We start from the raw sequence: 19,453 nt of genomic DNA on the forward strand, positions 1-19,453 counted from the left end.
CAGATGTCTGCCTCATCATTAACGCTGCCGCAAGGCAAAAGTGCCACACCCAAGCAGTTTATCAGCCGTCATATTAATGAAATTGGCCTGCTGGTAGTGATCGCTATTTTATATCTGGTGTTTTCATTTAACGCGCCGGGATTTATTTCTTTAAACAATCAAATGAACGTGCTGCGCGATGCGGCAACGATTGGTATTGCCGCATGGGCGATGACGCTGATTATTATCTCCGGCGAGATTGATGTCAGCGTCGGTCCGATGGTGGCGTTTATCTCGGTCTGCCTCGCCTTTCTGCTGCAGTTTCAGGTTCCGCTTAGTCTTGCCTGCCTGCTGGTGTTAATCCTCGGTGCTGCGTTGGGGACTCTCGCTGGCGTGTTGCGAGGCGTATTCAACGTGCCGAGCTTTGTCGCAACCTTAGGTTTATGGAGTGCATTGCGTGGCATGGGGCTCTTCATGACCAACGCCCTACCGGTTCCCATCGATGAAAATGAGGTGCTGGACTGGCTCGGCGGGCAGCTCTTTGGCATACCCGTTTCGGCATTAATTATGCTGATTCTGTTCGTCATCTTTGTGTTTATCAGCCGCAAAACCGCCTTTGGCCGTTCCGTGTTTGCCACCGGGGGCAACGCAACGGCGGCGCAGCTCTGCGGGATTAACGTTAAGCGGGTGCGTATTTTGATTTTTACGCTTTCAGGATTGCTGGCGGCGATTACCGGTATTCTGCTGGCGGCGCGTCTTGGTTCGGGCAATGCGGGGGCTGCCAACGGCCTCGAGTTTGATGTTATCGCCGCGGTGGTGGTCGGTGGTACCGCACTGTCCGGCGGCCGCGGTTCGCTATTTGGCACCTTATTAGGTGTGCTGGTGATTACCCTTATTGGCAATGGACTGGTGCTTCTGGGTATTAACTCATTCTTCCAGCAGGTCGTTCGCGGATTAATTATCGTGGTTGCTGTTCTGGCAAATATATTACTGACCCAGCGCAACAGTAAACATAAACATTAATATTCATCAATTTGTTAGAGGGAATTATGAAAACAATGTTGGCTGCTTTTTTACCGGGCAACTCAAGCGTAGAGCTACGCGAAGTTCCCGTACCAACGCCGGGGATTAACCAGGTGTTGATTAAAATGAAGTCCTCAGGAATATGCGGCAGCGATGTCCATTATATTTATCATCAGCATCGTGGTACCGCCGCCGCGCCGGATAAGCCGTTGTATCAAGGCTTTATTAATGGCCATGAACCTTGTGGGCAAATTATAGAGACCGGGGCCGGATGCCGACACTTTAAAGCAGGGGACCGAGTGCTGGTTTACCATATTTCCGGCTGTGGTTTTTGCTCCAACTGCCGCCGTGGTTTTCCTATCTCCTGCACCGGAGAGGGCAAAGCGGCCTATGGCTGGCAGCGCGATGGCGGCCATGCAGAATATTTACTGGCGGAGGAAAAAGACCTTATTCATCTGCCGGACGCACTGAGCTATGAAGATGGCGCGTTTATTAGCTGCGGGGTAGGAACCGCCTATGAAGGCATTTTGCGCGGCGAGGTTTCCGGCAGTGACAACGTTCTGGTTGTCGGGTTAGGGCCCGTTGGCATGATGGCGATGATGCTGGCGAAAGGACGCGGTGCAAAACGCGTGATTGGCGTCGATATGTTGCCGGAGCGTCTGGCGACGGCGAAACAGCTGGGGGTGATGGATAACGGCTTCCTGGCGACAACGGAGAACCTCCCGGCGCGGATTGCCGAATTGACGCACGGCGGCGCGGATGTGGCGCTGGATTGTTCTGGTAATGCCGCAGGGCGTTTGCTGGCGTTGCAGTCTACGGCGGATTGGGGAAGAGTGGTGTACATCGGTGAAACCGGGAAGGTTGAGTTCGAGGTGAGCGCCGATCTGATGCACCACCAGCGGCGTATTATTGGCTCCTGGGTGACCAGTTTGTTCCATATGGAGAAGTGCGCCCGCGATCTGACCGACTGGAAACTGTGGCCGCATAGCGCGATTACCCATCGTTTTTCGCTTGCCCAGGCGGGGGAAGCCTACGCGCTGATGGCCAGCGGTAAATGCGGCAAAGTGGTGATTAATTTCCCCGATTAAGGAGCCATGATGACGCTTTTTACACTGGATAACGATCGGGTAAGGCTGCAGGTTGCGGAGCGCGGCGGCGCGATCGAGGGGTTATGGTGGCAGCATCAGGGGAAAACGTTCCCGCTGCTACGCCCTGGGCTGAATAGCGGGGTGGCGGTGGAGTCCTCTTGCTTTCCACTGGTGCCGTTTGGCAACCGGGTGAGTGGCAATCAGTTTTCTTCGCCGGCTGGGGAGCATCGGCTGGCGCCAAACGTCGAGTGGGATAGCCACTATCTTCACGGCGATGGCTGGTTGAATAGCTGGCGCTGTATGGATCAATCTCCCACGCACCTCACGCTAGAGTATGTTCATCGCCAGGGGCTCTATCATTACACCGCGCAGCAGCGCTTTACCCTAAGCGAAAGCGGCGTGGAGATGGAACTGCGTGTGACGAATGATGGCGACGCGCTGCCGTTTGGCCTGGGCTGGCATCCCTATCTACCGCTGTCACAGGAAACGCGGGTGCAGGCGCGGGCCACGGGCTACTGGCTGGAGAAAGAACAGTGGCTTACCGGGGAGTATCAGGAGAGTTTGCCGCAGGAACTGGATTTCAATCAGTCTGCGCCACTCCCCGGGCACTGGGTGAATAATGGGTTCTCCGGCTGGGATGGCATCGCGACGATCCGGCAACCGGAACTGGGGTACCAGCTCTCTATGACCACCGAACCGCCGGCGCCATGCTATTTTGTTTTTGTGTCCGATCCGGCGTTTGATCAAGGCTATAAATTTGATTTCTTCTGTTTTGAGCCGATGAGCCACGCGCCTGACGATCATCATCGTCCGGGATTTGGCCAGCTAACCGTGCTGGCACGCGGTGAAAGCCTGCGGCAAAAAATGGTGCTGAATGTTCGTCCGCTTTAAGCCCGACCTGCCCGGAAGCGGGCAGGTCAACTTCACCTTGCGGCATTCATGCTTTATCGCCAGACTATCGACTCCATTCGGGAGGGAATCATGGTCTTGCACTCCACGCGCTGGTTGGCGCTTAGTTACTTCACCTATTTTTTCAGCTACGGCATTTTTCTGCCATTCTGGAGCGTCTGGCTGGCGGGAACCGGTTTAACGCCGGAAACCATCGGTATGCTGTTGGGCGCGGGGCTGGTGGCTCGTTTCCTGGGGAGCCTGCTCATCGCGCCGCGGGTCAGCGATCCCGCGCGGCTGATTTCCGCTCTGCGTATCCTCGCGCTACTGGTGCTGTTGTTTGCCCTGGCCTTTTGGGCCGGAAACCACGTTGCCTGGCTGGCGGTGGTGATCGTGGGGTTCAACCTCTTTTTCTCTCCGCTGGTGCCGTTGACCGATGCGCTGGCCAACACCTGGCAAAAACAGATAACCATGGACTACGGGCGCGTGCGTCTGTGGGGGTCAGTGGCGTTTGTTATCGGCTCGGCGCTTACCGGTAAACTGGTCAGCCTGTTTGACTATCGGGCGATTCTGCTGCTGCTCAGCCTCGGCGTTGCCTCTATGCTGCTGGGGATGCTGCTGAAACCCTCGGTGATGCCGCAAGGGGAGTCTCGTCATCAGGAAGGGGCGGGAGTGGCGGCCTGGCTGTCGCTGATACGGCAAAGCTGGCGCTTTCTCGCCTGCGTCTGTCTGCTCCAGGGCGCGCACGCCGCCTACTACGGCTTCAGCGCGATTTACTGGCAGGAAGCCGGTTACTCTGCCTCTGCCGTGGGCTATTTATGGTCATTGGGCGTGGTGGCGGAAGTGGTTATCTTTGCACTGAGTAAAAAAGTATTCAGTCGCTTCAGCGCCCGGGAGCTGCTGCTGCTTTCGGCCGTGTGCGGTCTGATTCGCTGGACGCTGATGGGCGCAACCACGGCTCTTCCGTGGCTGATCGTCACCCAGATTTTGCACTGCGGCACCTTTACGGTGTGCCACCTGGCGGCGATGCGCTATATCTCCGCGCGCCAGGGCAGCGAAGTGATACGCTTGCAGGCGGTCTATTCTGCCGTGGCGATGGGCGGCAGTATTGCGGTGATGACGGTTTTCGCCGGCTTCCTCTATCAGCACCTGCATCAGGGCGTATTCTGGGTGATGGCGCTGGTGGCCCTCCCGGCGGTGGTGCTGCGGCCGAAGGCGGTTGCCTAATCCTCCAGCATTTTGCAAATATGCTGCCGCTGGTGATCGCTGAACATCTCTTCAGTGTGAAACAGCGGCGGTGAGAACAGCGGTAATGCGGTGGCGTACGGTGTGACGACCAGCGCCACGCCTTTGGGGGCGCCTTCCTTCTCAAAAGCCTGCACGCTTTGATATTTGATATTCAGCGGCAGCAGCGTCAGTTCGCGCAGCTGGAGTTCCAGCGCCTGTTCAAGAACGGGATTATCGTGGGTAAGCAGCACGACCTGCTTTTCATGCAGGTCGCTTTTTTGCATCAGCCATGCGCCGAAAATCACCGCAATCAGCCCCACCTCTTCCTGATTAAACGTAATCTCGTAGGTCGCTTCAAACTCGCGTAGCGCGGCCTGGGTCGTGCGCATCAGCCGCGGGTAGAGACGACTAATCTCTTCCGGCAGGGCGTTATCAATACCGATGGCGAACACGCTGCGATTGAGCGCCTGCGACAGATGAATATAAAGCTGATCGCTCAGTCCCTGGTCATCGCTGAACGGCCGACCCGCCAGATCCTGGAAGCGATGAATTAAGCGATCGATTGCCAGGTGTAACCGCCGGTCCTGGTGATGGCCGTCGCGGATGGGATCGGGCGTTTTCAACAACATAAAGAGCAGCGTCAGGAACAGCTGTTCGCCCGCGTGCGGCGTGCTGGCGACCCGGCGTTGCCAGTGGCGAACGATCTCCTGGGCGAGAGCGAACTCCGCCGCTTGTTGCGTCCAGCGCTGCTGCTCATGGGTAAAATCCGGGGTCAGTCCAAGATGATGCTGCAGCAGGCAATATTGCAGATACAGACGCAGGAAATGAACATCGCGACAGTCAAACTGCCGGTTGAGCATCCGCGAGCAGCGGTTGACCAGCGCCTGCAGGTTGGTGTCGTCATACAGCGTCCGCGCAATGCCCTGTAGTTTAAGCTGCGTTTTTAATGCCGGCGTAAAATGGTGGGCAATAAAATGCGGACATAAACGTAATGCCCGCCGCAGGCCGTGCAGCAGACACAGTCGTTGATCGATGACAGCACCTTCAATCCGGTAGCTGCCGTCCACCTGTGACGAAAGCGTCAGTCGGTGGTAACGCTGAATTTCGCGTGCGGTCTCTGCGATATCCTGCCGGGCCGTTGACTCATCAACCTGGTTGATGTGGCTAAGCTGTTCTGGCGTCACTGGCTGCCCGGGCAGATAAAACATCAGCAGTACCTGACTACGGCGCTGTGGACTGGAAAGCGCAGATGGTGGTTCAATGACGGTCATCATCTGGTGAGTTCCAGTTAGGGTTTTTGCTAAGAATAGCTAATGGATGAATGGAGATCAGGGCAGTTCGGCGCCTTTACGTCAGGATTGCTGGCTAAGTTCACAGAATTTTTCACGTGAGGATCGGATGAAGAGAGTGAAACAATGCACCAGTGCGGCATTTTTCATGGTTTTATCATTTAGTGTGCTAGCGCACCCGCATAGCTTCATTAGCCTGAAAACGGAAGTCGTGGCGGACAACGGGCTGCTCACCGGTTTTAACATGCGCTGGACGATGGATGAAATCACTTCGGCAGACTTGCTCTACGATGCGGGGAACGCAAAGCCAGGGGATGAGGTGTGGAAAAAACTGGCGGCAGAGGTGATGGCCAATGTGCTCGGCCAGCATTACTTCAGCGAGCTATGGCACAACGGCCAGCGGGTGAAGTTTGATAATCGACCTGATGGCTATGGCCTCGAACGCGATGGTCACCAGGCGGTGCTGACGTTTACGCTGCCGCTGGCAAAACCTCAGCCGCTGGCCGGACAGACGCTAACATTGTCGACATTCGATCCGACCTATTATGTTGATATGCACTATGACAAAGCGAGCGATGTCACCTTGCCCGCCGCGTTACGCACGACATGTAAGGTCAAGGTGGTCACGCCGGAACCGAATGAAAAAATGGCGGCTTTTGCCCAGTCTCTCGATAAAGCCGACGCGCCGCCGGAAGATATGGCGCTGGGAACCTACTTTGCCCAGAAGGTGACGCTGACATGTCCGTAATTTTCTCTCACACCGCACGCACTTCGCGTCTGCGCCAGATGTGGCCGCTGGCGCTTTTTTTGCTGCTGGCGACAGCGGCGGGGATCTGGCTGTGGCAGGCCTGGCCGCAGGTCTTGCTGCAAAGCGCCGTCTGGCAGCGGGCGTTGAATCTTGAGCTCAGCCGTCTGCTGAAAGCGGTTGCGGACAATCCCTCAGCGGCGGGATTATCGCTGCTGGCGTTCAGTTTTATCTACGGTGTGCTGCACGCCCTGGGGCCTGGTCATGGCAAGATCGTGATTACCACCTGGCTGGCCACGCATCCGGCAAAACTTAAATCCAGTATTATGCTGACCCTGGCGGCCTCGCTCCTGCAGGGCGTTGTGGCGATTGCGCTGGTCGTGGTGGTATTAACTCTCCTGCAACTGCCGGCCAGACAGCTGCATCTCAGCAGCTTCTGGCTGGAGAAAGGCAGCTATCTGCTGGTGGGGGCGCTGGGCCTGCTGTTGTGCTGGCGGGCGGTGAAAAAGCTGCGCGCGGTATTGCGACGACCGACGTTTATCGCCTTTACGCCGCACCACGTTCATCATGCTCAGTGCGGATGCGGACATCAGCATATGCCCGCGCCGGAACAGCTCCAAAGCGGCGATGACTGGCGCGCGCGGCTGGTCATTATCCTTTCGATGGGGATGCGGCCCTGTTCCGGGGCGATTATGGTCCTGCTGTTTAGTAAAGTGATTGGCGTGTTTAACTGGGGAATGGCGGCGGCGCTGGCGATGGCGGCAGGCACTTCGTTGACCATCAGCGGGCTGGCGCTGCTGGTTCATGGTTTCCGCCAGCTGGCCGTTAAGCTCAGCGGCAATAAGACGCCACCGCTGTGGCAACACGTTGGTTGGGCGACGCTGGCATTGGCGGGCGGGGTGATTTTACTGGTTGCGGCGCTGGTGATGTGGAGCAGTGCGGCGCCTGTTGGCGGGGGGTTACGACCGTTTTGAAGAATCCCCTCACCCCGCGAACGGGGTGAGGGGAGAATGATTAGCGCTTCAGCGCTTCACTCAGTTCGTCACGCATATTCGCCAGCATAGCTTTAACGACACGCGGGTTACCGGCAACGATGTTGCCGGTGTGCATGTAGTTGTGGCCGCCGGTGAAATCGCAAACCAGCGCGCCTGCTTCACGAGCGATCAGCTCACCTGCCGCAAAATCCCAGGGTTTCAGCGCGATTTCAAAATAACCGTCAACGCGGCCTGCGGCCACGTAAGCCAGATCCAGAGCAGCAGAACCGGTGCGGCGGAAATCAGCACACTCGGTAAACAGCTTACCGAGAATATTCATGTACGCCGTCGCGTGCTGTTTTGCTTTGAACGGGAAGCCGGTCGCCAGAATCGTGCCATCCAGGTCGCGAGCGTTGCTGCCGCGCAGACGGTAGCCGTTCAGCTGTGCGCCCTGACCACGGGTAGCCGTGAACAGTTCGTTACGCATTGGATCGTAAACCACCGCGACTTCTGTACGGCCTTTGATGCGTACGGCGATGGAAACGGAGAAGTGTGGCAGACGTTTGACGAAGTTGGTGGTGCCATCCAGTGGATCGATAACCCATTGAACATCCTGATCTTCACCTGCGTGTTCACCGCTTTCTTCGGTGATAATGGTGTGCTGCGGGTAAGATTTGCGAATGGTTTCAATAATCAGCGCTTCGGCTGCTTTATCGACGTTGGTCACAAAATCATTGCTGCCTTTCTGGCTCGTTTCTACGGAGTCTGGGGTTTCGTAGTGCTTGGCAATTAAATTACCCGCCTTGCGCGCTGCGCGCACGGCGATGTTCAGCATCGGATGCATCGGTCTCTCTCACTGGATGTTAAAGAACGGGAAAAAACGGCGCACATAGTAACAGTGAAATCTGCCTATGTCTCCGTTTTATGATAGCATGCGTGAATAATCTTTAGCCGAAGAACCATAATGCTACAAAATATTCGAATTGTACTGGTAGAAACATCACATACTGGAAACATGGGTTCCGTCGCCCGGGCAATGAAAACCATGGGGTTAACCAACCTGTGGCTGGTTAATCCGCTGGTTAAACCTGATTCTCAGGCTATCGCGCTGGCCGCTGGCGCCAGTGACGTGATTGGCAATGCGCAGATCGTTGATACCCTGGATGAAGCCCTGGCCGGCTGCAGCCTGGTGGTGGGGACCAGTGCCCGTTCACGCACTCTGCCGTGGCCGATGCTTGACCCGCGCGAGTGCGGTTTGAAGAGCGTGGCGGAAGGGCAGCATGCACCGGTCGCGCTGGTCTTTGGCCGCGAACGCGTTGGGCTGACCAACGATGAACTGCAGAAATGTCATTATCACGTCGCGATTGCCGCAAACCCGGAATACAGTTCGTTGAACCTGGCAATGGCGGTGCAGGTTATCGCCTACGAAGTCCGCATGGCCTGGCTGGCCACCCAGGAACAGGACGAACCGGCAGCGGCGCACGAAGAGACGCCGTATCCGCTGGTTGACGATTTAGAACGTTTCTATGGCCACCTCGAGCAAACCCTGCTCGCCACCGGTTTTATTCGCGCCAGCCATCCAGGGCAGGTGATGAACAAACTGCGTCGTCTGTTCACCCGCGCCCGCCCGGAAAGCCAGGAGCTGAATATCCTGCGCGGTATGCTGGCCTCTATCGATCAGTTAAAGAAAGAGAAGTAAGCGCCTGCATCCCTTGACGGGAGCGGCTCCGCCTTACGCGGCCTGCATCGTCACAGGCCTGCACAAGCGTAGCGCCGCCGGGCAAATACAGACCGCACGGATGGTTAAATACCTGACTAAAACAGTCAAGTAAATAGTTGACCAAATTACTCGGGAATGTCAGACTTGGCCCTGCTATGCAATACCCATATTAATAAAAAGCCCGGGCAGGGGCGAGTTTGAGGTTAAGTAAGACATGAGACTGACATCTAAAGGGCGTTATGCTGTGACCGCGATGCTGGACGTTGCGCTCAACTCTGAATCGGGCCCGGTTCCGTTGGCTGATATTTCTGAACGTCAGGGAATCTCGCTGTCCTATCTGGAACAGCTGTTTTCCCGCCTGCGTAAAAATGGTCTGGTATCCAGCGTACGTGGTCCAGGCGGCGGTTATTTGTTAGGTAAAGAAGCTGGCAGCATCGCCGTAGGCGAAGTGATCAGCGCAGTAGACGAATCGGTTGACGCGACCCGCTGTCAGGGTAAAGGCGGCTGCCAGGGCGGCGATAAATGCCTGACCCACGCGCTGTGGCGCGACCTGAGCGAACGTCTGACCGGCTTCCTGAACAACATCACCCTGGGTGAACTGGTGAATAACCAGGAAATCCTCGATGTTTCAGGTCGTCAGCATAGCCATGAATCCCAGCGCAATACCCGCACTCAGGACGCCATTGACGTCAAGCTGCGTGCATAATACTCGTCTTGTTTCAGCTTGCGGCACCGCTGCGGCAGGCTGAAATAGTCAGAGTAAAAACGATAAAAAAGAGATTTCAGAATCAGGCCGGGATGTTGCGACATCCCGTGTCCCCGGTCGTACATCAAGCCGGTTGCCTGGTTCCTTGCATTGAGTGATGTACGGAGTTAAAGAGCAATGAAATTACCGATTTACCTCGATTACTCCGCAACAACGCCGGTGGACCCGCGTGTTGCCGAGAAAATGATGCAGTTCCTGACCCTGGACGGGACCTTTGGTAACCCGGCCTCTCGTTCACACCGTTTCGGTTGGCAGGCTGAAGAGGCGGTTGATATCGCCCGTAATCAGATTGCTGAACTGGTCGGTGCCGATCCGCGTGAAATCGTCTTTACCTCCGGTGCAACGGAATCAGACAACCTGGCGATTAAAGGTGCAGCCAACTTTTATCAGAAAAAAGGCAAGCACATTATCACCAGCAAAACCGAGCATAAAGCGGTTCTGGATACCTGTCGCCAGCTGGAGCGTGAAGGTTTCGACGTTACCTACCTGGCGCCGCAGAGCAACGGGATTATCGATCTGAAAGAGCTGGAAGCCGCGATGCGTGACGACACCATCCTGGTCTCCATCATGCACGTGAACAACGAAATCGGCGTGGTGCAGGATATCGCCACCATCGGCGAACTGTGCCGCGCGCGTGGCATCATTTACCACGTTGACGCCACCCAGAGCGTGGGCAAACTGCCTATCGATCTGAGCCAGCTGAAAGTTGACCTGATGTCCTTCTCCGGTCACAAAATTTATGGTCCTAAAGGTATTGGCGCACTGTACGTTCGTCGCAAACCGCGTATCCGCATTGAAGCGCAGATGCACGGCGGCGGTCACGAGCGCGGCATGCGTTCCGGTACTCTGCCAGTCCACCAGATCGTCGGTATGGGTGAAGCTTACCGTATCGCGAAAGAAGAGATGGAAACCGAGATGGCGCGTCTGCGCGGTCTGCGTAACCGTCTGTGGGACGGCGTAAAAGATATGGAAGAGGTTTACCTTAACGGCGACCTCGAGCAGGGCGCGCCGAACATTCTCAACGTCAGCTTCAACTATGTTGAAGGCGAGTCGCTGATTATGGCGCTGAAAGACCTGGCCGTTTCCTCCGGTTCTGCTTGCACCTCCGCAAGCCTTGAGCCGTCCTATGTGCTTCGTGCACTGGGCATGACTGACGAACTGGCACACAGTTCTATCCGTTTCTCTTTAGGTCGATTCACTACCGAAGAAGAGATTGACTACACCATTGATCTGGTTCGTAAATCCATCGGCCGTCTGCGCGATCTTTCTCCGCTGTGGGATATGTTCAAACAGGGCGTGGATCTGAACAGCATCGAATGGTCACATCATTAATCGGTAGGGTATAAGGAGAATTCATCATGGCATACAGCGAAAAAGTTATCGATCATTACGAGAATCCGCGCAACGTCGGCTCTTTTGACAACAGCGACGACAGCGTCGGCAGCGGCATGGTTGGCGCACCAGCGTGCGGCGACGTGATGAAGTTGCAGATTAAAGTCAACAATGAAGGTATCATTGAAGACGCGCGCTTCAAGACCTATGGTTGCGGTTCTGCTATCGCCTCCAGCTCCCTGGTTACCGAATGGGTGAAAGGGAAATCTCTGGACGAAGCTCAGGCTATCAAGAACACCGATATCGCCGATGAGCTGGAACTGCCGCCGGTGAAAATTCACTGCTCCATCCTGGCGGAAGACGCGATTAAAGCCGCGATTGCGGATTATAAAAGCAAACGTGAAGCGAAATAATTAAGAGGTTATTGTATGTCGATTACTCTTAGCGACAGCGCAGCGTCGCGAGTTAATTCCTTCCTGGCCAACCGTGGCAAAGGCTTCGGTCTGCGCTTAGGTGTCCGCACTTCGGGCTGCTCAGGTATGGCCTACGTGCTGGAATTTGTTGACGAGCCGGCGGCAGAAGACACCGTGTTTGAAGATAAAGGCGTCAAGGTAGTGATCGACGGCAAAAGCCTGCAGTTCCTCGACGGCACTCAGCTGGACTTCGTCAAAGAAGGCCTGAACGAAGGGTTTAAATTCACAAACCCGAATGTTAAAGATGAGTGCGGTTGCGGCGAAAGCTTTAACGTATAATCCCGACACTATCCGACGTATTTCAGGCCGCATCAGGGCGGTAAATGCGTGAATCCCGGGGGCTGACAGCAGTCGGTCCTGCGGGTAAGCGACTACAGCCCACGCAGAGGCGGCCCGATGTGCACGGGTAGAGGACCCCACCGCGGTGAATCGTGAGTGGGGTTTGCTTTATCTCGTTAACCCTGAGGTTACTATGGACTATTTCACCCTCTTCGGGTTACCGGTCAGTTATACCCTTTCGCAAGAACAGCTGGCTGTCCGGTACCAGGATTTGCAGCGCCAGTATCATCCCGATAAGTTCGCCAGCGCGAGCGCGGCCGAACAGCTCGCCTCCGTGCAGCAATCCGCCACGATCAATCAGGCGTGGCAAACGCTCCGTCATCCGCTGACCCGCGCCGAATATCTCCTTTCACTCCACGGCTATGACCTGGCCTGCGAGCAGCACACCGTGCGCGATACCGCTTTTCTGATGGAACAGCTGGAGCTGCGTGAAGAGCTGGATGAGATTGAAAAATCGCAGGATGAAGAACGACTGGCGGCATTTATCAAACGCGTGAAGGGGATGTACGACGTTCGTCATCAGCAGGTTGTCGAACAATTAAATAGCGAGACGTGGGACGCGGCGGCGGATACCGTGCGTAAACTGCGTTTTCTCGATAAACTTCAGAGCGTTGCAGAACAACTCGAAGAAAAGCTGCTCGATTTTTAATTTTCGGAAGCAATTATGGCCTTATTACAAATTAGTGAGCCTGGTCTGAGTGCCGCGCCGCACCAGCGTCGTCTGGCGGCGGGTATTGACCTGGGCACCACCAATTCTCTGGTCGCTACCGTGCGTAGCGGTCAGGCCGAAACTCTGCCCGACCATCAGGGACGCTACCTGCTGCCTTCCGTGGTTAACTACCATGAATCTGGCCTGAGCGTCGGCTACGACGCCCGACACAATGCGGCCCTCGACCCGGTTAATACCATCAGCTCCGTGAAACGGATGATGGGACGCTCGCTGGCCGATATCCAGACGCGTTACCCCCATCTGCCTTACCAACTGCAGGCCAGCGAAAATGGTCTGCCGATGATTCAGACCGCCGGCGGTCTGCTCAACCCGGTTCGCGTCTCCGCCGACATCCTGAAGGCGCTGGCCGCCCGGGCAACGGAAGCCCTGTCCGGCGAACTCGACGGCGTGGTGATTACCGTCCCGGCCTATTTTGACGATGCTCAGCGTCAGGGCACCAAAGACGCCGCGCGTCTGGCCGGTCTGCACGTATTGCGCCTGTTGAACGAACCGACCGCCGCGGCCATTGCCTACGGCCTGGACTCCGGTCAGGAAGGCGTGATCGCGGTTTACGATCTCGGCGGCGGCACCTTTGATATTTCGGTGCTGCGCTTAAGCCGCGGCGTATTTGAAGTGCTGGCCACCGGCGGGGATTCCGCGCTGGGCGGCGATGACTTTGACCATCTGCTGGCGGATTATCTCCGTGAGCTGGCCGGGCTGAGCGATCGTAGCGACAATCGCCTGCAGCGCGAACTTCTGGATGCGGCCATCGCGGCGAAAATCGCCCTCAGCGATGCCGATTCGGTCAGCGTCAACGTCGGCGGCTGGCAAGGCGATATTACCCGTGAGCAGTTTAACGAGCTGATTGCGCCGCTGGTGAAACGTACGCTGTTAGCCTGCCGTCGCGCGCTGAAAGATGCGGGCGTGGCGGCGGAAGAGGTGCTGGAAGTGGTCATGGTTGGCGGTTCAACCCGCGTGCCGCTGGTGCGTGAGCGCGTCGGTGAATTCTTTGGCCGCACGCCGCTGACCACTATCGATCCAGACAAAGTGGTGGCCATTGGCGCCGCGATTCAGGCTGATATCCTGGTGGGCAACAAACCGGACAGCGAACTCCTGTTGCTCGACGTTATTCCGCTCTCTTTAGGGCTGGAGACGATGGGTGGCCTGGTGGAGAAAGTGATTCCGCGCAACACCACGATTCCGGTGGCGCGTGCGCAGGAGTTCACCACCTTTAAAGATGGTCAGACGGCAATGTCTATCCACGTTATGCAGGGCGAGCGCGAACTGGTGCAGGACTGCCGTTCGCTGGCGCGTTTTGCGCTGCGTGGTATTCCGGCGTTACCGGCGGGCGGGGCGCACATTCGCGTCACCTTCCAGGTGGACGCCGATGGCCTGCTGAGCGTGACCGCGATGGAGAAATCGACCGGCGTCGAAGCCTCCATTCAGGTCAAGCCCTCCTACGGTCTGACCGACAGCGAAATCGCCACCATGATTAAAGATTCGATGAGTCACGCCGAACAGGATATCAAGGCGCGTATGCTGGCCGAGCAAAAAGTGGAAGCCGCACGCGTTCTTGAGAGCCTGGAAAGTGCGCTGGCCGCCGATGCCGCGCTGCTAAGCGCCGCAGAACGTCAGGCTATCGATGAAGCAACGGCGCAGCTGCGTGCGGTTGCCGCAGGCGATGACGCCGACGCTATTAAAGATGCGATTAAAAATACAGACACACAAACCCAGGAATTTGCCGCACGCCGCATGGACCAGTCGGTCCGTACTGCGCTGAAAGGCCAATCCGTGGACGAGGTTTAATATGCCAAAGATTGTTTTTCTGCCCCATCAGGACCTGTGCCCGGATGGCGTAGTTGTGGAAGCTGAGATCGGTGAGACCATTCTGGATGCTGCTCTGCGTAGCGGCATTGAGATTGAACACGCTTGCGAAAAATCCTGTGCCTGCACCACCTGCCACTGTATCGTGCGTGAAGGTTTTGACTCGCTGGCCGAAAGTACCGAAGATGAAGATGATATGCTGGATAAGGCCTGGGGGCTGGAGCCCGACAGCCGTCTGAGCTGCCAGGCGCGCGTGACCCACGATGATCTGGTCGTCGAGATCCCGCGTTATACTATCAACCACGCACGCGAGCATTAATATGGGACTGAAATGGACCGATAGTCGTGAAATTGGCGAAGCGCTGTATGACGCCTTCCCGGATCTCGACCCGAAAACCGTTCGCTTCACCGATATGCATCAGTGGATTTGCGAGCTGGAAGATTTTGATGACAATCCGACCGCATCCAATGAAAAAATTCTGGAGGCGATTCTGCTAGTCTGGTTAGATGAAGCAGAATAATTTCCGCAACATGTTTCACGCTGCAGATGCGTGGGTCGTGTTTGCTCACTCCCGCCGCACAGTAATCTGTGGGCCCGGTGAATGAGCGGCTGACCGCCTTCTCCTGCAGCGTGAAACATCGGAAAAATAATATGGGCTGCCTTTTGGCGGCCCTTTTGCCAAATGCGGCTCCTTTGCCAAATAAGGATAAAGATAAAATGACCGAAGCCATGAAGATTACGCTGACGACCCAACCCGCCGACGCGCGCTGGGGAGAAAAAGCGGCTTACAGCATTAATAATGACGGCATCACCCTGCATCTGAACGGTAAAGACGACCTCGGTTTGATTCAGCGCGCGGCGCGTAAAGTCGACGGGATGGGGATCAAACATGTCGCGCTGAGCGGTGAAGGCTGGGATACCGACCGCGCGTGGGCATTCTGGGCCGGTTACAAAGGGCCGAAAGGCAGCCGCAAGGTGGAATGGCCGGCGCTGGACGACGCGCAGAAAAGCGAGCTGGACAATCGGCTGACGATTATTGACTGGGTGCGGGATACCATTAACGCGCCGGCGGAAGAGCTTGGCCCGGAACAGCTGGCTCAGCGCGCGGTCGATCTGCTGTGCAGCGTCGCCTGCGACAACGTGACATACCGCATCACGAAAGGTGAAGACCTGCGTGAGCAAGGCTATCTTGGCCTGCATACCGTTGGCCGCGGCTCCGAGCGTCCGCCGGTACTGCTGGCGCTGGATTACAACCCAACCGGCAATAAAGAGGCCCCGGTGTACGCTTGCCTGGTCGGGAAAGGTATCACCTTCGATTCCGGCGGCTACAGCATCAAACAAAGCGCGTTTATGGATTCGATGAAGTCCGATATGGGCGGCGCGGCAACGGTTACCGGCGCGCTGGCGTTCGCGATTACCCGCGGCCTGAACAAACGCGTGAAGCTGTATCTGTGCTGTGCGGACAACCTGATCAGCGGTAATGCCTTTAAACTCGGCGACATCATTCGCTATCGCAATGGCAAGACTGTGGAAATCATGAACACCGACGCTGAAGGTCGTCTGGTGCTGGCGGATGGTCTGATTGATGCCTCGACGCAGAAACCTGAGCTGATCATCGATGCCGCGACCCTGACCGGGGCGGCGAAAACCGCGCTCGGTAATGACTATCACGCGCTGTTCAGCTTTGATGACTCGCTGGCTAACCGTCTGTTGGCGAGTGCGCAGGCGGAAAACGAAGCCTTCTGGCGCCTGCCGCTGGCCGAGTTCCACCGCGGCCAGCTGCCGTCTAACTTCGCCGAGCTGAACAACACCGGCAGCGCGGCCTATCCGGCTGGCGCCAGCACTGCAGCCGGTTTCCTGTCGCATTTCGTTGAAAATTATCACCAGGGCTGGCTGCACATCGACTGCTCGGCGACCTATCGCAAAGCGGCGGTTGAGCAGTGGTCTGCCGGCGCCACCGGCCTCGGCGTGCGCACGATTGCTCATCTGTTAACCGCAGAGTAATGCTCTTGCCGGTGGCGCTGCGCTTATCCGGCCGGGGAAATTCGTAGGCCCGTGCAAGCGCAGCGCCGCCGGGCAATTTAAAGTAATGAAAATATGTCCGAAACTAAAAATGAATTAGAAACTCTGCTGGAAAAGGCGGCGACCGAGCCAGGTCACCGCCCGGCATTTTTCCGTACGCTGCTGGAATCCACCGTGTGGGTTCCGGGGGCGGCAGCGGAAGGTGAGCCGATTGTCGAAGAGAGTGCCGTCGATCTGCAGCACTGGGAGAAAGATGATGGCGCTTCGGTGATTCCGTTTTTCTCTTCTCTGGAAGCGCTGCAGCAGGCGGTGGAAGATGAACAATCGTTTGTGGTGATGCCGGCACGGACGCTGTTTGCGATGACGCTCGGCGAAACGCTGTTCCTCAATGCGAAGCTGGCAACCGGTAAAGAGTTTATGCCCAATGAGATCCGCCATCTGCTGGGGGAAGAGGGCAGCCCGCTCAGCACCCAAACCGTGCTTGAAGGCGGCGAGTCTTTGCTGTTGTCTGAAGTCGCCGAGCCACCGGCGCAGATGATTGATTCGCTGACGACGCTGTTTAAAACGATGAAGACCGTCAGACGGGCATTTCTTTGCTCAATTAAAGATAGCGCTGATGCGCCGGCAAACCTGCTGATCGGGATTGAAGCCGAAGGCGATATCGAAGAGGTGATCCAGGCGGCAGGCAGCGTGGCGACCGATACGTTACCTGGCGATGAGCCGGTTGATATTTGTCAGGTGGTTGAAGGTGAAAAGGGGATCAGCCATTTTATGATTGCCCATATCACGCCATTTTATGAAAAGCGCTGGGGCAGTTTCCTGCGCGATTTCAAACAGAATCGCATTATCTAAAGCAGCGGGGGCTTCGGCCCCCGCTGCTGTTCTCTTATTGCGCCGGTTCGATCGGCAGGTCGCTACGTGCGCCCCATTCGCTCCACGAGCCGTCATAGAGACAGACGCCGTTGACGCCCAGCGTCGTCAGCGCCAGCACCACAACCGCCGCCGTGACGCCGGAGCCGCAGCTGGCAATAATCGGCCGCTCGAAATCCACGCCCTGGCGAATGAAAATCTCATTCAGTTCATCCACGGTTTTCAGTTCGCCGTTAATCACCAGATCGCTCCACGGTACGTTGAGCGCGCCGGGAATATGACCGCGACGCAGTCCTGGACGAGGCTCATCCACCAGGCCATTAAAACGCCCGGCCGGACGCGCATCGACGATCTGCGCCGATCCCTCATGGCTAACCAGCAGTACATCGGTCAGCCGTTTGATCACTTCCGGATCGAAGCGTCCGTCAAATTCGCCTTCCGGAATATCGGGAACTCCCTGCTCAAGAGGCAATTCATCGCGCTGCCAGCCGGCCAGGCCGCCGGCGAGAATCGAGACGTTTTCGACGCCAAATGTGCGCAGCATCCACCAGGCGCGCGGGGCTGAGAAGAGATTGCCTTCATCGTAAACCACCAGATGTTTATCGCTGCTGACCCCCAGCTCGCGCATCGCAACGGCGAAGGCTTCCGCTCGCGGCATCATATGCGGCAGCGGGCTGGTGCGATCGGAAAGCGCTTCAATATCGAAAAATACGGCGTTGGGAATATGACCCGCGCGATATTCGGCGTGCAAATCGCGATCTTCCTGCCCAGGCGGCGCCATTCGCGCATCGATAATCTGAATTTCCGGGTCATCAATATGTTCCGCTAACCAGTCAGCGGCGACAAAAAACGAAGTGGACATGGCTGTCTCCGTGTCATCAACAATAGGTAGATTGTTGATGTTTTTGCCCTTACCGACAAGGCATTTTCACGTAATACATACCGTAATGTGATATGTCCCCGGCGTACACCGGGGAGAAGCGATCAGAAGCGGTCTTGATGCAGATAGCGCCAGGCGTACTGAGCGTACAGCCCGGCGCCGGTTTTCATCACTTGTTCATCGATATTGAAGCATCCGTGATGGTGGGCGTAGTCGCTCCCTTTCGCTTTATTACCGGAGCCGAGCAGGGCAAAACAACCGGGAATATCTTGCAGATAGAAGCTGAAATCCTCCCCGCCGGTCGTGGGTTTTTCGCTGAATAGCACGTCGTCACCGAAGGCTTCGCGGATCGTGGACTGCGCCAGCAATGCGCTGCGTTCTTCGTTAATCACCGGTAACGTGCCGTAGCAGTAGTCGACGTCAACGCTGGCGCCATACATCGCCGCAGTATGCTGCGCATAGCGCGTGATTGCGGCCTCCAGGCGCCGACGGGTTTCGATGCTGAAGCAACGTACTGTACCGTCCAGGAGCGCATTTTCGGCAATCACGTTGAACCGGGTGCCGACATCCATGCGACCGATAGAGACCACGGCGGAGTCCAGCGGCGAAGTTTCACGCGCCACGATAGCCTGTAAATTCATCACGAAGGCGGAGGCGACAACCGCCGCATCGATGCAGGCCTCTGGCATGGAACCGTGACCGCCGCGGCCGCGAAAGGTGACTTTGAGTAAATCTGCGGAGGCAAATGACGACCCCACGTTGCAGGATATTTTGCCGGAAGGCGAGCCGGACCAGATGTGCATGCCAAAAATGTTGTCGACATTATCCAGGGCCCCCTGGGCGATCATCGCTTTGGCGCCTTCGGCAATCTCCTCGGCGGGCTGAAAAATTAACCGTACGTTACCGGCCATCTGCTCGCGAACCTCATACAGCGCGCGGGCGGCGGTAAGCAGCATTGCGGTATGGGAATCATGCCCGCAGGCGTGCATTTTCCCGGCGGTGAGCGATTTATAGCTGAGCCGATCGTTGAGCTCATGCACCGGCAGCGCATCCATATCGGCGCGCAGTGCCACCGTTTTGCCCGGTTTACTGCCAGTAATGTCTGCAATGACGCCGGTCGGAACGGTACGGCGACAGGCGATGCCGATATTCTCCAGTTCCGCCACGACGCGATCCGTCGTTCGTCGCTCCTCCCACGGCAGCTCCGGGTGGGCGTGTAGATCGCGGCGAAAGTCGATTGTTGCCTGCTCTTCTCTGGCGATGATGGCGGTAATAACGGGGTTAATCATAAAACGGACTCCATA

The 19,453-nt window shown here is 56.7% G+C and carries 21 protein-coding genes; 17 read left to right on the forward strand and 4 right to left on the reverse strand.

The window, feature by feature from the left end; translation table 11 throughout:
• The first annotated feature begins 3 nt into the window (after positions 1-3).
• The 4 genes from AC236I_RS06320 to AC236I_RS06335 all read left to right on the forward strand — a co-directional run bounded on the left by AC236I_RS06320 (position 4) and on the right by AC236I_RS06335 (position 4,205).
• A complete protein-coding gene (locus AC236I_RS06320) occupies positions 4-1,002 on the forward strand; it encodes an ABC transporter permease (RefSeq protein ID WP_004866408.1) in 999 nt (332 codons plus the stop codon).
• 26 nt (positions 1,003-1,028) lie between these two features.
• Entirely contained in the window at positions 1,029-2,090 is a 1,062-nt protein-coding gene (locus tag AC236I_RS06325) for a zinc-dependent alcohol dehydrogenase family protein (protein WP_004866406.1), read from the forward strand.
• Positions 2,091-2,099: 9 nt separating this feature from the next.
• Positions 2,100-2,981: an aldose 1-epimerase gene (locus tag AC236I_RS06330; RefSeq protein WP_004866404.1), complete on the forward strand. Its 882-nt coding sequence runs from the start codon at positions 2,100-2,102 to the stop codon at positions 2,979-2,981.
• Positions 2,982-3,071: 90 nt separating this feature from the next.
• A complete protein-coding gene (locus AC236I_RS06335) occupies positions 3,072-4,205 on the forward strand; it encodes a 3-phenylpropionate MFS transporter (protein ID WP_048024185.1) in 1,134 nt (377 codons plus the stop codon).
• Here the strand turns inward: AC236I_RS06335 and csiE are convergent.
• Positions 4,202-5,479, reverse strand: a complete 1,278-nt coding sequence (gene csiE, locus AC236I_RS06340) for a stationary phase inducible protein CsiE (RefSeq protein WP_004866400.1) — start codon at positions 5,477-5,479, stop codon at positions 4,202-4,204. The genes AC236I_RS06335 and csiE overlap by 4 nt on opposite strands.
• Positions 5,480-5,603: 124 nt before the next feature.
• Here csiE and AC236I_RS06345 point away from each other — a divergent pair, with 124 nt between their 5' ends.
• Both AC236I_RS06345 and AC236I_RS06350 read left to right on the forward strand, forming a co-directional pair.
• On the forward strand, positions 5,604-6,242 hold the full coding sequence (locus AC236I_RS06345; RefSeq protein WP_015583704.1) for a DUF1007 family protein: 639 nt from the start codon (positions 5,604-5,606) through the stop codon (positions 6,240-6,242).
• Complete coding sequence (locus tag AC236I_RS06350; protein WP_004866396.1) at positions 6,233-7,213, forward strand: nickel/cobalt transporter; 981 nt, start codon at positions 6,233-6,235, stop codon at positions 7,211-7,213. Before AC236I_RS06345 ends, AC236I_RS06350 begins: the two co-directional genes overlap by 10 nt.
• 40 nt (positions 7,214-7,253) lie before the next feature.
• Here AC236I_RS06350 and suhB read toward each other — a convergent pair whose 3' ends face one another.
• A complete protein-coding gene (gene suhB / locus AC236I_RS06355) occupies positions 7,254-8,057 on the reverse strand; it encodes an inositol-1-monophosphatase (protein ID WP_004866394.1) in 804 nt (267 codons plus the stop codon).
• A 120-nt stretch (positions 8,058-8,177) separates the two neighbouring features.
• On the opposite strand from suhB, the gene trmJ reads away from it, so the two are divergent.
• The 11 genes from trmJ to sseB all read left to right on the forward strand — a co-directional run bounded on the left by trmJ (position 8,178) and on the right by sseB (position 17,251).
• A complete protein-coding gene (gene trmJ / locus AC236I_RS06360) occupies positions 8,178-8,912 on the forward strand; it encodes a tRNA (cytosine(32)/uridine(32)-2'-O)-methyltransferase TrmJ (RefSeq protein WP_015583705.1) in 735 nt (244 codons plus the stop codon).
• A 235-nt stretch (positions 8,913-9,147) separates the two neighbouring features.
• Positions 9,148-9,639, forward strand: coding sequence for a Fe-S cluster assembly transcriptional regulator IscR (gene iscR / locus AC236I_RS06365; protein ID WP_004866388.1), 492 nt, complete (start codon positions 9,148-9,150; stop codon positions 9,637-9,639).
• Positions 9,640-9,816: 177 nt separating this feature from the next.
• Positions 9,817-11,031, forward strand: coding sequence for a cysteine desulfurase (gene iscS / locus AC236I_RS06370; RefSeq protein WP_004866386.1), 1,215 nt, complete (start codon positions 9,817-9,819; stop codon positions 11,029-11,031).
• Between the two features lie 26 nt (positions 11,032-11,057).
• Entirely contained in the window at positions 11,058-11,444 is a 387-nt protein-coding gene (gene iscU, locus AC236I_RS06375) for a Fe-S cluster assembly scaffold IscU (RefSeq protein ID WP_004866383.1), read from the forward strand.
• 15 nt (positions 11,445-11,459) lie between these two features.
• Positions 11,460-11,783: an iron-sulfur cluster assembly protein IscA gene (iscA, locus tag AC236I_RS06380; protein ID WP_004866380.1), complete on the forward strand. Its 324-nt coding sequence runs from the start codon at positions 11,460-11,462 to the stop codon at positions 11,781-11,783.
• Positions 11,784-11,976: 193 nt separating this feature from the next.
• Entirely contained in the window at positions 11,977-12,492 is a 516-nt protein-coding gene (gene hscB, locus AC236I_RS06385; protein ID WP_004866378.1) for a co-chaperone HscB, read from the forward strand.
• 15 nt (positions 12,493-12,507) lie between these two features.
• Positions 12,508-14,358: a Fe-S protein assembly chaperone HscA gene (gene hscA, locus AC236I_RS06390; protein ID WP_004866374.1), complete on the forward strand. Its 1,851-nt coding sequence runs from the start codon at positions 12,508-12,510 to the stop codon at positions 14,356-14,358.
• 1 nt (position 14,359) lies between these two features.
• Positions 14,360-14,695 carry an ISC system 2Fe-2S type ferredoxin gene (gene fdx, locus AC236I_RS06395; protein ID WP_004866372.1) on the forward strand — a complete coding sequence of 112 codons (336 nt, stop codon included), beginning with the start codon at positions 14,360-14,362 and terminating at the stop codon, positions 14,693-14,695.
• Position 14,696: 1 nt separating this feature from the next.
• The gene (gene iscX, locus AC236I_RS06400; RefSeq protein ID WP_004866369.1) at positions 14,697-14,897 is read left to right on the forward strand and encodes a Fe-S cluster assembly protein IscX; all 201 of its coding nucleotides are present in this window, start codon (positions 14,697-14,699) and stop codon (positions 14,895-14,897) included.
• Positions 14,898-15,094: 197 nt separating this feature from the next.
• Positions 15,095-16,381, forward strand: coding sequence for an aminopeptidase PepB (gene pepB, locus AC236I_RS06405; protein WP_004866367.1), 1,287 nt, complete (start codon positions 15,095-15,097; stop codon positions 16,379-16,381).
• A 93-nt stretch (positions 16,382-16,474) separates the two neighbouring features.
• Complete coding sequence (gene sseB / locus AC236I_RS06410; RefSeq protein WP_032718057.1) at positions 16,475-17,251, forward strand: enhanced serine sensitivity protein SseB; 777 nt, start codon at positions 16,475-16,477, stop codon at positions 17,249-17,251.
• 34 nt (positions 17,252-17,285) lie between these two features.
• On the opposite strand, the gene sseA is transcribed toward sseB, so the two are convergent.
• Both sseA and AC236I_RS06420 read right to left on the reverse strand, forming a co-directional pair.
• Positions 17,286-18,131 (reverse strand): 3-mercaptopyruvate sulfurtransferase, encoded by an 846-nt coding sequence (sseA, locus tag AC236I_RS06415; RefSeq protein WP_004866360.1) that lies wholly within the window; start codon positions 18,129-18,131, stop codon positions 17,286-17,288.
• Positions 18,132-18,253: 122 nt separating this feature from the next.
• Positions 18,254-19,438 (reverse strand): amidohydrolase, encoded by a 1,185-nt coding sequence (locus tag AC236I_RS06420; protein ID WP_004866358.1) that lies wholly within the window; start codon positions 19,436-19,438, stop codon positions 18,254-18,256.
• Positions 19,439-19,453 lie beyond the last annotated feature (15 nt).

The organism is Klebsiella sp. Sb-30 (assembly GCF_057652795.1).